Here is a 14,350-nt window from a genome sequence, read left to right on the forward strand (position 1 = left end):
GGTCGCCCCCCGCCGCAGCGTAGGAGGCGCCGGCGTTCTGACTCAGCCCCCCGGTATTCGATCCCCCGGCGTTTGATCCCCCGGTATTCGATCCCCCGGTATTCGATCCCCCAGTGGCGACATGGTCGGTCATCGGGTCGCACCCCTTGTTACATTCGCGGCGCCCGTGATCCGGACAGGACCCGGGCATGTCAGAGCCGAACCTCGATCGAGACGCATGGCAGGCGAATGCGACCGGGCTCGGCAACGCCTCATAGGCTACCCGAGGTCCGGGTTATGGCCGCATGATGGCGCTGACATTGTCGTTGGCCTGGGTCAGCGGGTCACCGGCGGCGTTGGCCAGCATCTGTTCGAGAACGGCTTTGCCCATCGACGTCTCCCGCGGCAGTTCGATCGGGTAGTCGCCGTCGAAGCAGGCCGCGCACAGGTTGGCGCGGGGTTGTTCGGTGGCCGCGACCATGCCCTCGATGCTGATGTAGCCGAGCGAGTCGGCGCCGATGGCCTGCCGTACACCCTCGACCATGCCGGCCTCCGATTCCATGCCGTTGGCGATGAGTTCGGCCGGCGAGGCGAAGTCGATGCCGTAAAAGCAGGGCCAGCGCACGGGGCTGGACGCGATGCGCACGTGGATCTCGGCGGCGCCGGCCTCCCGCAGCATCCGGATGAGTGCCCGCTGGGTGTTGCCGCGCACGATCGAGTCGTCGACGACGACGAGCCGTTTGCCGCGGATCACCTCACGTAGCGGGTTCAGTTTGAGCCGGATACCGAGTTGCCGGATGGTCTGCGACGGCTGGATGAAGGTGCGGCCCACGTAGGCGTTCTTCATCAGTCCCTGCCCGTACGGAATGCCCGATTCCTGGGCGAAGCCGATGGCCGCGGGGGTGCCCGATTCGGGGACCGGGATCACCAGGTCGCCGGTCGCCGGGTTCTCCCGGGCCAGCAGCCGCCCGATATCGACGCGGGCCGAATTCACGGACCGGCCGTGGATGACGCTGTCGGGTCGGGCGAGGTAAACGTACTCGAACACGCAGCCGCGGGGCGTCGGTTCGGCGAATCGTTTGGTGCGCACCCCGTCTGCGTCGATGGCCAGCAGCTCACCGGGTTCGATGTCACGGACGAAGGAGGCGCCGACGATGTCGAACGCGGCGGTTTCGGAGGCGACCACCCAGCCGCGGTCGAGCCGGCCGAGCGACAGCGGCCGCACCCCGTGCGGGTCGCGGGCGGCGTACAGGGTGTGCTCGTCCATGAACGTCAGGCAGAACGCGCCCTTGAGTTTGGGCAGCAGGTCCATCGCCGCCTGTTCGAGGGTGCTGTCGGCGGCGCCGTGCGCGAGCAGCGCGCCGACGACGTCGGAGTCCGAGGTGGCCGGTCCGCCGGAGACACCGAGTTCACGCGCAAGTCCGGCCAGTTGGGCGGTGTTGACGAGGTTGCCGTTGTGCCCGAGCGCCACGCCCGTGCCGGCGGCGGTGGTACGGAAGATGGGCTGCGAGTTCTCCCAGGTCGTCGACCCGGTGGTGGAGTACCGGCAGTGGCCGACGGCCACGTGCCCGACCATCGCGCCGAGCGTCTGTTCGTCGAACACCTGGCTGACCAGGCCCAGGTCCTTGAACACGAGGACCTGCGAGCCGTCGCCGACGGCGATACCGGCGGCCTCCTGCCCGCGATGCTGCAGCGCATAAAGCCCGTAGTAGGTGAGCTTGGCGACATCCTCGCCGGGGGCCCAAACACCAAAAACGCCGCACTCCTCGCGCGGCTCGTTCTCGGGTTCGCCGCTGATATGCCCACTACAGCCAGGTGCAGCGGCCATCAGGTTCTTACTGTCGATCGACAGGTCGGTCATCGCACTCCCCAGAGGCCGGCGGGTCAGACGGTCACAAGTTTACGGTCCGGTAGCACCGACACGCCAATCCTCGACGCGCCGCTCAATGTCACCATCTCCCGGTTTCCGCCTCTGCAAACGCCCCGGACCTGCTGCTTCTTCCCACCTGTAACCGCCACCACACCCAACCCCACCCCACGACCACATCACAACGATCTTGATCCCTGAGGCCGAAACGACGAAAGAACAACCCACCACCTTGATCCCTGAGGCCGAAGCGACGAAGGAGCGAGGGTCACGAAGGGTCCGGCGAGCCGAACACCTCACGCCACCACCCCAGGACTACACCGAAAACAGCGGCATCCACGACCCCACCTCCCCCGCCCGCGACCCCGACGCCTCAACCGCCCCGCCACGCACAGCGTCGTCGAACCCCAGCTCCCCGATAATCATGCGCAACCACGTCCGCGCATCGCACTCGACGACGTTGGGCGGTGTCCCCCGCGTGTGCCGCGGCCCTTCGATGCATTGCACAGCCACGAACGGCGGCACCCGAACCTCCACCGACGACCCGGGCGCGATCTGGGCAAGAGTGCGCGCCGACATCCGCACCGCGGCCGCCAGCTCGGCCCGCGAAGGTTCGGGAGCCTCCCCGCTCCGCGCCCAGTCGGCCACCGCGACGACCGCCGCCCGCGCCGCGACGAGATCGACCGTCTTTCGTGCTGCCATGACTACAGCTTGCCCGCCCGGCAATCACGTCCGTTCGGGGGTATCGGCACCGGCATATCGGGCAGTATTGGCAGATGGGTACCGATGTGTCCGCACGCACGTTCACCGGCGACGACAGGGTGCGTTTCCGTACGCAGGTCGGCAGGGGTACCGACGCGATCGCCCGGATGCTGGCCGAGGGCCTGTTCACCGATCAGGGCCGCGCCCCGGAGCCGCTGCTCGGGATGGAGGTGGAGCTGAACCTGGTCGACGCCGACATGAATCCGGCCAAGGCGAATGCGACGGTGCTCGACGCGATCGCCGATCCCGATTTCCAGACCGAACTGGGCCAGTTCAACATCGAGATCAATGTGGCCCCACTGCCCTTCGTCAAGCAGGACACCATTTCGCTGGAGCAGGCGCTGCGGACGTCGCTGAACCGTGCGGAGGAACGCGCGTCGGCCACCGGTAATCATCTGGCGATGATCGGAATGCTGCCCACACTGCGCACCGAACATTTTGCCCACCATTGGATTTCGGCCAATCCCCGGTACGATCTGCTCAATCAGCAGATCTTCGCCGCGCGCGGTGAGGACATGGAAATCGACATCACCGGTGTTCCGTTGTCCGAATCCGGGAATCGGGAGCGACTGCACATCACTTCCGATTCGATTCTCCCCGAGGCGGCGTGTACGTCGCTGCAGCTGCATCTACGGGTGGCCCCGGAGGATTTCGCCGCGCACTGGAATGCGGCACAAGCGATTTCGGGTGTCCAGGTGGCGCTGGCGAGCAACGCACCGTTCCTCGCCGGAAAGGCCCTATGGCATGAGAGCCGGATCCCGGTGTTCGAGCAGGCCACCGATACCCGGCCGCTCGAACTCAAGAATCAGGGCGTACGCCCACGGGTGTGGTTCGGCGAACGCTGGATCAACACCATTTTCGATCTGTTCGAGGAGAACACCCGCTATTTCCCCGCCCTGCTACCGGTGTCGACGGACGTCGATCCGCTCGCCGAACTCGACGCCGGCCGCATTCCCGTCCTCGACGAATTGCGTCTGCACAACGGCACCGTCTACCGCTGGAATCGTCCGGTGTACGACGTCGTCGACGGCAAAGCCCATCTGCGCGTGGAGAATCGGGTACTGCCCGCGGGACCGACCGTCGTCGACACGATGGCCAACGCCGCCTTCTATTACGGCCTGGTGCGTGGCCTCGTCGACGCCGATCGCCCCCTGTGGTCGCAGATGTCGTTCGACGCCGCCGACGAGAATCTGCACACCGGCGCCCGCGACGGCATCGACGCCCAACTGTACTGGCCGGAACTCGGCTGGGTACGTCCCGACGAACTCGTCCTGCGCAGGCTCCTACCCATCGCCGACGACGGCCTGCGCACCTACGGCGTGGGCTCCAAGGCCCGCACCCGCTACCTGTCGGTGATCGAAGGCCGTTGCCTGCGAAGGCAAACCGGTTCGGTGTGGCAGCGCAACGCGGTCGCCGCCCGCGAGAAGGCGGGCGAGACCCGCACCGAAGCCCTGCACGGAATGCTCCGCGACTACCTCACCCTCATGCACGAAGGCGAACCCGTCCACTCCTGGCCACTCTGACCGCGAAGACGACGAAACACTGGGAATCCAGCCCCCTCTTGATCCCTGAGGGCAACGCGAGGAACGAGCGAGCGTCTCGAACGCCACACTCGATGATCTCGACCCGGATGCCATCACCCGTGCCCGCGAAGGGTTCACCGAACGCTATCCGCGACTCGCCGATGAAATCGCTACGTGGGACGATGCCACCTTCCTTGCCAAGGCGCGGCTCACTCATCAGGGGCAGATCACTCGCGCTGCGGTCATCTTGCTCGGCCGTCGCGAGTCAGCGGTACTGCTCAGCCCCCACATGGCCGAGTTGACCTGGAAACTTGTCGGCGAAGAATCGGCGTTCCAGCACTTCAGTCCTCCCTTCCTTGTGACAGCGACCGAACTGGTCAAGCGGATCCGGAACGTGCAGATCCGCTTCAACCCACCGAATGAGCTGATCTACCGCGAGATCGAGAAGTACAACGAATCGGGCCTGCACGAAGCCCTGTACAACTGCATCGCGCACCAGGACTATCGGAAGCACTCACGGATCATCGTCATCGAGTACGTAGACCGGGTCGAGTTCATCAGCGTCGGCGAGTTCTATGAACTACATGCGGACCCGGGTCCTCGATGACGAGTTCTATGCGCAACTGATCATCGACTACCTCCGCGAGTTCGAGAGCGCCCCACTCCGCGAGATCGACGCATTTCTCCGTGATGAGCTTCCCGACTCGTTCAGCGAGGAGCAGCGAGACAACAAGGTCCGGAACATGCTGGCAAGGCTACGCAAGGACGGGACAATCCACAGTGTCGGCTCGACTCGGGCTGCGCGATGGACGTTGAAACTATCTCAAATCAAGCAATGCCACGGGCACCTGCCGGCAGGCCGAACCGATCTGACCAGGCAGTTCGTTAACTTACGAACTGCAAAAGCTATCTCAAATAATCCAAAAGGAGTCGGTGTCACTCATCCCCACCCCTGTGGGCGACTACAACCCGGACTGGGCCATCGCCTTTCATGAAGGTACGGTCAAGCACATCTACTTCGTCGCCGAGACCACGGGCACCATGTCGACATTGGGCATCAAAGGTATCGAGAAGGCCAAAATAGATTGTGCCACAAGGTTCTTCGATATGCTCACAGCCCGACACAACGGTGAGGTCGTCTACAAGCAGGTCGACGGATTCGACAAGCTCATGCAACTCGTCTCGACATAGCAGTCGACTGCGTTCGCGAGCCGGCCAATCGAGCATGCGCAGCCCACCTTCTTGATCGCGCCGACGTTGCCGGCGTTGGCGTACGAGGTAGCGCGGCCAATCGAGCATGCGCAGCCCACCTTCTTGATCCCTGAGGGCGACGCGAGGCACGAGCGAGCGTCTCGAAGGGTCCGGCGACGTACACCCCTGACAGAACCACCCCAGAACGTTCCGACACCGAATCAACCCCCACCGCCGACGCTGCTTGTTACAGTACTGAGGATTTCTCAGGTAGTGACTCACATCACTACCCAGGGTGGAGGAGATGCTCGTGCAGTCGACCAATCGGTGGTCCGGGTCTATCGCCGTGATGGCGACGTTCCTGCTGGTCGCGATACCGGCGCTGCTCGCGCCGAGCGCACAGGCGGCGCCGTCCGGCTACACCAACTGGCTGTGCCATCCGAGCAAGGCGAACGATCCATGCGATCTGCCCAATGACACCACCGACCTCGGCACCGGAAAGACGACGCCGGCGACGAAAGTCACCGACGCCGACCGCAAGGTCGACTGCTTCTACGTGTATCCGACCGTCACCGACCAGTTGTCGCTGGTGGCCGACCGCGTCGCGGCACCTGAGGTGAAGTCGATCGCAAGCTTCCAGGCCGCCCGGTTCAACACCCAATGCCGCGTGTTCGCACCGGTATACCGGCAGATGACGTTGTTCGGCCTGACGCCCGCGGCGATGGCGGCATGGGTGGGCAATCGCGATCTGGCCAAGCCCGGCTACAGCGACGTGCTGCGTGCGTGGAAGGAGTACCTGCGCAACGACAATCACGGCCGCGGCGTCATCTTCATCGGCCACTCGCAGGGAACGATGATGTTGCGCAAGCTGATCCGTGAACAGATCGATCCGGATCCGGCGCTGCGCAAGAAGCTGGTCGGCGCCATCCTGGTCGGCGGCAATGTGATGACCGCACCCGGCAAGACCACCGGCGGCGACTTCACGAACATCCCCGTATGCACCCGGCAAGCCCAATCCGGTTGTGTCGTGGCCTATTCCACCGACCTGATCGGTCTGCCGTCGCTGTTCGGCAACAGCGCGCTCGACCAGCTCAGCGGCCCCATGGGCCTGCCGTTCGGTCCCCGCCTACAGGTAGCCTGCACCGATCCGTCGACGATCGCCGGCGACCACACGCCGGTCGGAGTGACCATGCCGAGCGCACCGTTCGCATTCGGCATCATCTCGATCCTGATGCAGTACACCACCTTCCCCGAGCCGCTGCCCACGTCGGCATCGACCTGGACCACCACCCAGGGCCGCGTGATCGCCAAGTGCACCAACGTCAATGGCTTCCACCGCCTGCACGCGACGATAGTCCGCCGTCAGCAGGTCAACGAAGTACCGCTGTTCGACACCCACCTCCTCGACATGAACGCGGGCCTGGACCTCCTGGTCTCCATCGCCCACAAACAGATCGAGAGCTACGGCGCCTGACTTTGCCGGCGATCCCGTTTTCCGAGATCAGCGGCAAACTCGATCAATCTTTACTGCGCCCGCTCGTCGAGATCGATGACGGCCACCCGGACCCCGTTCGCGGCCAGGTCCACGGCGATCGAACTGCCCAGACCACCCGCACCACCTGTGATCACCGCAACGGTCCCGACCAGCGCGGCACGTTCGGCGAACCACACGCCAGAACCACAATCGGGCGTCATGACAGGTACGTGGTGCCGAAGCTCTCGAGGAACTCAGTGGTGGCAGGTAGCCCGTCGGTGAAGCTGCTCACCAGAATCCAGGTCACTCCTGCCTTCTCCAAGGCCGCGAAAGCCTCCCAATGCCGGTCGACGTCGGTCGTCGGATCCTCGATGCCCGCTCCGCTGTAGGAGTAGACGACGTCGATCGGGTCAAGCCGCCCGGCCGCGACGGCACTCTCCCGGATTTCCGAGATCGTCTCTGCAAGTGCGGAATACGTTCCCAGTTCCGGAGTGCGGGCGGTGGAGCTGAGTTCACCGCCACCGGACATCGGCATCCAGCCCTGCGCCCGGTTGGCGACACGCCGCCGGCTGAGCTTGGAGTTGCCACCGATCCAGATCGGAATGGGGTCCTGCACGGGTACCGGCCGGGCCATCACGTCCCGGGCGCTGAAGTGGCTACCCTGGTAGCTGAACGGCTTTCCGCTCCAATGCTGCGGCAATACGTCCAGCGCCTCATCGAACAACACGTTCCGCTCATCGAAATCGACACCGAGAGCGTGAAATTCGCTCTTCTGGTAGCCGGTCCCGATCCCGGGGATCAGCCGACCTCCGGACAATTTGTCCAGTGTCGCAGCCGATTTCGCCAGCAGCGACGGATTTCGGTACGGAGCAACCGCCAGATACGTGAGCAACCTGATGCGTTCGGTGGCAGCGGCGACAAATCCCAGTGCCACAAAAGGATCGAAGGTCTGATGCCCACCGGCGTCGAGCCAGCGAGCACCCGGAACAGGATGCTCGCTCAAGGCAAAGCCGTCGAATCCACTTCGTTCGGCCGCGACCGCAACGTCTTTGAGCGGACCCGCCGCCGACACGTCACCATCGGAACCGATCGTTTCCGGATAGTATTAGATGTACCGCATTGTCACAGCGAGACGATCGTCGCCGACGCAGTTCCGGGCGCGCCGTACACCTGGGCCAGGCCCACGCGCGGGTTGCCGGGCACCTGCCGGTCGCCGCATTCGCCGCGCAACTGTTTGACCAGCTCGTGCATCTGCCGCAGACCCGACGCACCGATCGGTTCACCGTTGGCGATGAGGCCACCATCGGTGTTGACGGGGATGGAGCCGTCGATCTCGGTGGCTCCTTCGGCCAGAAGTTGTTCCTGCTCACCGTCTTTGCACAGCCCGGTCTCGGCCATGTGGATGACCTCGGCGCCGGCGTCAGTGTCCTGGAGCTGGGCGATGTCGACGTCCTCGGGTCCGATGCCGGCCCGCTCGTACGCGGCGCGGGCGGCGTACACCGTGGGTGAGAGATCCTCGATGAGCGGTGCCGACGTGGCGTGCACCTCGTACGCACCGGCCCGCCGAGTACGGATCTCACTGGCGCGCAGGAATACCGGCTTGTCGGTGAACTTGTGCGCGATGTCGCCGCGGCACATGATCACCGCGGCCGCCCCCTCGTCGGGTGAACAGAACATATACTGGGTGAGCGGATAGTTGACCAGTTGCGAGGCCAGGATGTCGTCCTCGCCGATCGGTGTGCGGCGGAAGGCGTTCGGGTTCTTCTCACCGTTGCGGAAGTTCTTGGCCGCCACCCGCGCCAGGGTGCGCTGCGAGATGCCGTGGTCGTGGATGTAGCGGTTGGCCTTCATCCCGAAGAACTTGGTGGTGAGGAACTGCCCGTTCTCCGCATACCACTGCGGCAGAGCCAGTTTCGCGGGATTATCGGTGAACGCACCACGGGGATGCTTGTCCATGCCGACGGCGATGCCGATGTCGTAGGTGCCCAGGCGGATGGTGTCGGCGGTCTGCGCGATAGCGCTGGCCGAGGTGGCGCACGCGTTGAACACATTGGTGAAGGTGATACCGGTCAGACCCACCAACCGGGTGACCGCGTCGGGGTTGGAGATCTCATAGCTGCCGCCGAACCCGAACTGAATGTCCTTCCATTCCAGACCCGCGTCGGTGAGCGCCAGTTGTATTGCCTCAGCGCCCATTTCCATCGCGGTCTTGTCGAATCGGCCGAAAGGGTGCAGGCCCACCCCGATGATGGCCACGTCCGGTCGAGCGGAGCGAGGGGAATCGCCACTGTTGGTCATGCCGAAACACTCCTGAATGCGAAGGTATAGATGTCGTCGCCGGCGTCGTCCGTGGCGAATGGAATCATCGTCAGCTCCACCCGCTGGCCGAACTCGATCTTCGACGGATCACTCTCGGTGAGCCGGCCCTCGACTCGAACCACATCGTCGAGTTCGACGAGACCGACACCGAACGGCTGGAAGTCCTTGCCGACCGGACCGACGTACGGCGCGCCGGGCGGAAACGCCTGCACGGTCCAAGCGACGATCGTCCCGGTCCGCGGCAGCAACTCCTCCGTCATCGGCGCGGTGCTGCAGTTGGGGCAGCGATCCTGCGCGGGAAAGGTCACGAACTCGCACGCTCCGCAGCGGCTGCCGATGAGCTGCGGGTCCGCATCGGGCCAGGTGGAGATCTCCGGCGCCAGAGCCTTGGGCATGTCATCCCTCCAGATGATTCTCTAATTCTCAGCCAATGTATCTCATGTTCTCGTATGATGGAAACATGATTCTCACACGGCCACCGCCCAACCGGCCACGAGCCCGCCCTAAGATCGGCCCGGGATCAGTCATCGCCCCCGAACGTCGGAAACGGCGGCACAGGCGGCGAATAGTATTGCCGCGGAGAGCCTTCCAGCTCGGTCAACACCGACTCGACCAGTTCGTAGGTCTCCCGGTGACCATCGGAGAAGCCGAGCGACTCCTCCATCATCACCACGCGGGAGACGCTGGTCAGCACGACGATAAGCGCAGCGGGAGGAATCTCGCCGAACCGGCTCTCCGCTCGGGTGAGCGCCTTCTCGATCGTGCGCTGAGCCTCGATCCGCAGCTCCGCGGAGTACTTCGCGATCTCGGCGCGCAGTTCCTTGCGATGATTGGCCAGCGCCAGCAGTTCCGTGGTGAACGCCGCGATTTGCGGATCGGTACTGAACTGCCATAGCGCCCACAGCGGTTGCGGGCAGTTCAACAGGGCACGCTGCTGCTCCACTCCCTCTGCGGCGCGGCGCCGGAACATCTCCAGGAAGAGTTCGTCCATGGTCCGGAAGTAGTAGTGCACCAACTGCGGCTTCAGCCCGGCCTCATCAGCAACCTTTCTGGATGTCACTGCACCGTAGCCCTTTTCGACCATCAGTCGTTCGGCCGCGTCGAGCAGCGCCGTTCGGCTCGCCGCATCGCGCGTTCCAATCCTGCGTCCATCACTCACATCAGCATCTCCAGTCCCGCCACGACGTGCGTCGACACCACCCGCAGTGGCCGCCACCCGAACATGACCTTGACCTCACTGCGCCATACTGGTAATCCTAGTCACATTGCTGAGCGAGTGCTCAGCACATCTACTTCGCGGTTCAGCCCCCGCAGAACAAATCACACAGCCCGATGAACGCCGTATCCCATCGAAGCGGACCACTCCACCGGGCAGCACATACTTCCGACAAAGGAGACACCGTGAGCGAGCTCAAAGACCACGACAGCGGCATCCTGGATCTGGACTTCTTCACGGCGCAGGAGTTGGTCCCCGATCCCTACCCATACTTCGATGAGCTACGCGCCAAGTGCCCGGTGACCCGGGAGTCACACCGAGGCGTATACGCTGTCACCGGCCATGCCGAAGCAGTGAAGGTTTTCAAGGATCCCGACAACTTCTCCTCCTGCATCTCGGTGTCCGGACCGTTCCCCGGCCTTCCGTTCACCCCCGAGGGCAGCGACATCAGCGCCCAGATCGCCGCCCACCGCACCGAGCTGCCCCTGCACGAGCACATGGTCACCATGGATCCACCCGACCACGCCCGCGCCCGGAGTCTGCTCAGCCGGCTGCTCACCCCCAAACGAATCAGCGAGAACGAACAGTTCATGTCCCGCCTCGCCGACCAGTTCCTCGACGAGTTCATCGACACCGGCTCATGCGAGTTGATGGGCCACTACGGCAAATCCTTCGCACTGCTGACGATCGCCGACCTGCTCGGTGTACCCGAGGAGGACCACGAGGAATTCCGCACCGTGCTCGGCGCACCGCGCAAGGGTGCCCGCCCCGGCGCCCTCGACAAAGAGGTGATGGCCGAGAACCCGTTGGAGTGGCTCGACACCAAGTTCACCGCCTACCTCGCCGACCGCCGCGAGAACCCCCGCAACGATGTGCTGACGCTGCTCGCGAAAGCCACCTACCGCGACGGCACTGTTCCCGAGCTGGTCGAGGTGGTGCGCACCGCGACATTCTTGTTCGCCGCGGGACAGGAAACCACCACCAAACTGATCACAGCCGCGCTGCGGGTCATCGGCGAACGCCCGGACCTGCAGCAGCAGTTGCGCGACGACCGCAGCCTGATCCCCACCTTCATCGAGGAGACGCTGCGGCTGGAAAGTCCGGTCAAGAGCGATTTCCGCGTGGCGGTGCGTGACACCACTCTCGGCGACACCGACGTGCCGGCCGGGTCGACGGTGATGATCTGCCCCGGTGCCGTCAACCGTGATCCCGAGACCTTCACCGAACCCAACGAGTTCGATATTGCGCGTGAGAACGTGCGGGAGCAGTTGGCGTTCGGCCGCGGTATCCACTCCTGTCCCGGCGCCCCGCTGGCCCGCGCCGAGGGCCGCGTCACCATCGAGAAATTCCTCGACCGGATGGCCGATATCCGCATCTCCACCGAACACCACGGCCCCGAGAGCAACCGGCGCTACGACTTCGAACCCACCTACATCCTGCGTGGACTCACCGAGCTGCACCTGGAGTTCACCCCCATCGAAAGCGAGCAAGCATGAGCGACAACAAGAGCCGGGTAGCGGTTGTCACCGGCGGCGGATCCGGGATCGGCGCTGCCGTCGCGGAGCAGCTCAGCACCGCGGGCCACCGGGTCGCGGTCCTGGACCTCAACACCGCCAACGCCGAAGCCGTCGCCGCCTCCATTCGCGATGCGGGCGGCGAGGCGATCGGCCTGACCGTCGACGTCGCCGACCGCACCTCGGTGGACAAGGCCGTCGGCCAGGTGCGTGAAAAGTTCGGCCCTATCGAGATTCTCGTGACCAGCGCCGGCGTCGACGCGCAAACTCCCTACGCAGACATCTCCGGCGACGAATGGAACCGGGTGATCGGGATCAACCTCACCGGCACCTTCAACGCCACCCAGTCGATCATCCCCGATATGCAGGCGGGCGGCTGGGGACGCATCGTCACCATCTCGTCGTCGAGCGCCCAGTCCGGCGGTCCCGATCGCGCGCACTACATCGCCTCCAAGGGTGGTGTCATCGCGCTCACCAAGGCCCTGGCTTTCGACTTCTCGCCCCAGGGCATCACCGCCAACACCATTCCGCCGTCGATCATCGCCACGCCGATGGCCGACACCGCCGTACAGGCCGGGCTGCTGCCCAAGCTCGACGATCTGGCTATGATGACCCCGGTCCGACGCACCGGACTGCCCGAGGACATCGCCGCCGCCGCGGTATTCCTGTGCTCGGAGCAGGCCGGCTTCATCACCGGCCAGGTGATCGGCGTCAACGGCGGCTGGTACATCTGACCGGCCTAGGGGGGAATGGCAATGACCACGGCCGAGCAGGCCACGGCTGAATCGATGGCGCCTACAGCGGGCGCCGAGATCGGCAACTGGGTACGCGGGTACGCCCACCGCCACCCGATCGCATCGATGGAAACCGTTGGCGGACAGGTGATGTTGGGCTGGGAGGCAGTGGTCTTCCTGGTCACCGATATCATCCATCTGCGGTTTCCATGGAAGGAGTTCGTGCGCCAGTCGGCGTTCATGACGTCGGCTTCGGCGCTGCCGACGGTGTTCGTGGCCATTCCGATCGGGATGACCCTGTCGATCCAGTTCGCGTTGCTCGCCGCACAGGTGGGCGCCACCTCGCTCGCGGGAGCGGCCAGCGGACTGGCCGTGATCCGGCAGGGTGCGCCGATGGTGGCGGCGCTGCTGATGGCCGCGGCGGCCGGGTCGGCCGTATGCGCCGACCTCGGCTCCCGCAAGATCCGCGAGGAACTCGACGCGATGGAGGTGATGGGGCTGTCGGTGATCCAGCGCCTGGTGGTGCCGCGTATGGTCGCCGCGGTGCTCGTCAGCGTATGTCTCACCGGCGTCATCTGTTTCGTCGGATTCTTCTCCGGCTACATCTTCAATGTGTTCGTGCAGAACGGAACTCCCGGCACGTTCGTCACCACATTCGCCTCATTCGCCACCGTCTCCGACTTCGTACTCACCATGATCAAGGCCGCGGTGTTCGGTGCGATCGTCGCAATTGTGGCCTGCCACAAGGGTTTGAACACCAGCGGCGGACCCGCGGGCGTGGCCAATTCAGTGAATGCGACGGTGGTCGCGTCGATCATCCTGCTGATGCTGGTGAATGTGGGTTTCACCCAGCTGTACGTGATGCTGTTTCCCCGGACCGGATTCTAGAAGGACCGGACTCACGACAATGACCTCACCGTCCCGCTATTATCCGCCCGGCACCCGGCAGATCGTCGTCGCGTCGAGGGCCGTCACCGGCTGGTGGCTCAAACTCGGCCACATCGCATTCTTCTGCGTCCGTGCTATCGGCGCGATACCACTCGCCGTGAAGAACTACAGCAAAGAAACCCAGCGCGTCCTGTCCGATGTGACCTGGGGCAATGGGTCCATCGTCGTGGGCGGCGGCACCGCCGGCGTCATCCTCGTGCTCGGCGCCGCCGGTGGTGCGATCGTCGGCATCGAAGGCTACAACGCGCTGCAGATGCTCGGCATGGAACCGGCCACCGGCATGGTGGCCTCCACCGCCGCCACCCGCGAGCTGGCACCGCTGATGGCCTCGCTCGCGTTCGCCTCGCAGGCCGGTTGCCGATTCACCGCACAACTCGGCGCGATGCGGATCGCCGAGGAGATCGATGCGCTGGAAAGCATTGCGATCCGGCCTATTCCGTATCTGGTGTCCACCAGGCTCTTTGCCGCGATCGTCGCAGTCGTACCGCTGTATCTGGTGTGCTTGGCGCTGAATTATCTTGCGGTGCAGGCAGTGGTGTTCGTCTCCGGCGGGCTGTCCAACGGCACCTACCAGCATTACTTCCAGCTGGTCCTCAGTCCCGTCGACGTACTGTATTCACTGGCCAAGGCGGTCATCTTCGTCATCATCACCTCAGTGATCCAGTGCTACTACGGCTTCTATGCCAGCGGTGGACCGCAGGGGGTCGGTACCGCGGCCGGTCGTGCGATGCGCGCGGCCATTTCGGCGATGATCGTCGCCAATCTGGTTGCCACCATCCTGTTCTGGGGCATCGACTCCGCGGCACGGTTGAGTGGGTAGGCC

General features: G+C 64.5%; 15 protein-coding genes. 8 read left to right on the top strand and 7 right to left on the bottom strand.

The window, feature by feature from the left end; genetic code table 11:
• Positions 1 to 274: 274 nt before the first annotated feature.
• Both purF and Q0627_RS08975 read right to left on the bottom strand, forming a co-directional pair.
• Positions 275 to 1,840 carry an amidophosphoribosyltransferase gene (purF, locus tag Q0627_RS08970; RefSeq protein ID WP_291019851.1) on the bottom strand — a complete coding sequence of 522 codons (1,566 nt, stop codon included), beginning with the start codon at positions 1,838 to 1,840 and terminating at the stop codon, positions 275 to 277.
• A 321-nt stretch (positions 1,841 to 2,161) separates the two neighbouring features.
• Positions 2,162 to 2,548, bottom strand: coding sequence for a sterol carrier family protein (locus Q0627_RS08975; protein WP_291019853.1), 387 nt, complete (start codon positions 2,546 to 2,548; stop codon positions 2,162 to 2,164).
• A gap of 74 nt (positions 2,549 to 2,622) precedes the next feature.
• On the opposite strand from Q0627_RS08975, the gene Q0627_RS08980 reads away from it, so the two are divergent.
• The 4 genes from Q0627_RS08980 (at position 2,623) to Q0627_RS08995 (ending at position 6,796) form a co-directional block, all read left to right on the top strand.
• Positions 2,623 to 4,131 carry a glutamate--cysteine ligase gene (locus Q0627_RS08980; protein WP_291019855.1) on the top strand — a complete coding sequence of 503 codons (1,509 nt, stop codon included), beginning with the start codon at positions 2,623 to 2,625 and terminating at the stop codon, positions 4,129 to 4,131.
• 358 nt (positions 4,132 to 4,489) lie between these two features.
• Positions 4,490 to 4,738, top strand: coding sequence for a hypothetical protein (locus Q0627_RS08985; RefSeq protein ID WP_291019857.1), 249 nt, complete (start codon positions 4,490 to 4,492; stop codon positions 4,736 to 4,738).
• 326 nt (positions 4,739 to 5,064) lie between these two features.
• On the top strand, positions 5,065 to 5,322 hold the full coding sequence (locus Q0627_RS08990; RefSeq protein ID WP_291019859.1) for a hypothetical protein: 258 nt from the start codon (positions 5,065 to 5,067) through the stop codon (positions 5,320 to 5,322).
• Positions 5,323 to 5,671: 349 nt separating this feature from the next.
• Positions 5,672 to 6,796: a DUF3089 domain-containing protein gene (locus Q0627_RS08995; protein WP_291019914.1), complete on the top strand. Its 1,125-nt coding sequence runs from the start codon at positions 5,672 to 5,674 to the stop codon at positions 6,794 to 6,796.
• 50 nt (positions 6,797 to 6,846) lie between these two features.
• Here the strand turns inward: Q0627_RS08995 and Q0627_RS09000 are convergent, their stop codons facing one another.
• The 5 genes from Q0627_RS09000 to Q0627_RS09020 all read right to left on the bottom strand — a co-directional run bounded on the left by Q0627_RS09000 (position 6,847) and on the right by Q0627_RS09020 (position 10,274).
• Positions 6,847 to 7,017, bottom strand: coding sequence for a hypothetical protein (locus tag Q0627_RS09000; RefSeq protein WP_298809184.1), 171 nt, complete (start codon positions 7,015 to 7,017; stop codon positions 6,847 to 6,849).
• On the bottom strand, positions 7,014 to 7,868 hold the full coding sequence (locus Q0627_RS09005; protein WP_291019865.1) for an LLM class F420-dependent oxidoreductase: 855 nt from the start codon (positions 7,866 to 7,868) through the stop codon (positions 7,014 to 7,016). Before Q0627_RS09005 ends, Q0627_RS09000 begins: the two co-directional genes overlap by 4 nt.
• A gap of 50 nt (positions 7,869 to 7,918) precedes the next feature.
• The gene (locus Q0627_RS09010; RefSeq protein WP_291019868.1) at positions 7,919 to 9,094 is read right to left on the bottom strand and encodes a thiolase family protein; all 1,176 of its coding nucleotides are present in this window, start codon (positions 9,092 to 9,094) and stop codon (positions 7,919 to 7,921) included.
• On the bottom strand, positions 9,091 to 9,510 hold the full coding sequence (locus tag Q0627_RS09015; RefSeq protein WP_291019871.1) for a Zn-ribbon domain-containing OB-fold protein: 420 nt from the start codon (positions 9,508 to 9,510) through the stop codon (positions 9,091 to 9,093). Before Q0627_RS09015 ends, Q0627_RS09010 begins: the two co-directional genes overlap by 4 nt.
• Positions 9,511 to 9,635: 125 nt before the next feature.
• The gene (locus Q0627_RS09020; protein ID WP_291019874.1) at positions 9,636 to 10,274 is read right to left on the bottom strand and encodes a TetR/AcrR family transcriptional regulator; all 639 of its coding nucleotides are present in this window, start codon (positions 10,272 to 10,274) and stop codon (positions 9,636 to 9,638) included.
• A 242-nt stretch (positions 10,275 to 10,516) separates the two neighbouring features.
• On the opposite strand from Q0627_RS09020, the gene Q0627_RS09025 reads away from it, so the two are divergent.
• Genes Q0627_RS09025 through Q0627_RS09040 form a run of 4 tightly spaced genes read left to right on the top strand, consistent with a single transcriptional unit; the run spans position 10,517 to position 14,347 of the window.
• Positions 10,517 to 11,827 carry a cytochrome P450 gene (locus Q0627_RS09025; RefSeq protein ID WP_291019877.1) on the top strand — a complete coding sequence of 437 codons (1,311 nt, stop codon included), beginning with the start codon at positions 10,517 to 10,519 and terminating at the stop codon, positions 11,825 to 11,827.
• Positions 11,824 to 12,579 (top strand): SDR family NAD(P)-dependent oxidoreductase, encoded by a 756-nt coding sequence (locus Q0627_RS09030; protein ID WP_291019880.1) that lies wholly within the window; start codon positions 11,824 to 11,826, stop codon positions 12,577 to 12,579. Before Q0627_RS09025 ends, Q0627_RS09030 begins: the two co-directional genes overlap by 4 nt.
• Positions 12,580 to 12,600: 21 nt before the next feature.
• Entirely contained in the window at positions 12,601 to 13,467 is an 867-nt protein-coding gene (locus Q0627_RS09035) for an ABC transporter permease (RefSeq protein ID WP_291019883.1), read from the top strand.
• 19 nt (positions 13,468 to 13,486) lie between these two features.
• A complete protein-coding gene (locus tag Q0627_RS09040) occupies positions 13,487 to 14,347 on the top strand; it encodes an ABC transporter permease (RefSeq protein WP_291019886.1) in 861 nt (286 codons plus the stop codon).
• Positions 14,348 to 14,350 lie beyond the last annotated feature (3 nt).

This window comes from uncultured Gordonia sp. (assembly GCF_937858515.1).
In the GTDB taxonomy this organism is placed as follows: Bacteria; Actinomycetota; Actinomycetes; order Mycobacteriales; family Mycobacteriaceae; genus Gordonia.